This is a genomic window from Vibrio marinisediminis (assembly GCF_014050145.1).
Lineage (GTDB): Bacteria > Pseudomonadota > Gammaproteobacteria > Enterobacterales > Vibrionaceae > Vibrio > Vibrio marinisediminis.
In genome coordinates, this window is the sequence record NZ_JACFYF010000376.1 from 1 (window position 1) to 232 (window position 232).

Annotated in this window: 1 pseudogene; it reads left to right on the forward strand. The window is 66.8% G+C overall.

Annotated features, from left to right (window positions below):
* A pseudogene (locus tag H2O73_RS24395) lies at positions 1 to 232 on the forward strand (malate synthase G); the annotation flags it as partial.

The following is a 232-nucleotide window of genomic DNA, read 5'->3' on the forward strand; positions in this document are numbered from 1 at the left end:
TGGTCAAGCCGAAGATGCACGGGCCCGAAGAGGTCGCCTTCACCGACCGGATCTTCACCCGGGTGGAGGCGGCGCTGGGGCTGCCGGCGAACACGGTCAAGATCGGGATCATGGACGAGGAGCGGCGCACGAGCGCGAACCTCAAGGCCTGCATCCATGCGGCCCGGTCGCGGGTGGCGTTCATCAACACGGGCTTCCTCGACCGCACGGGCGACGAGATCCACACTTCGAT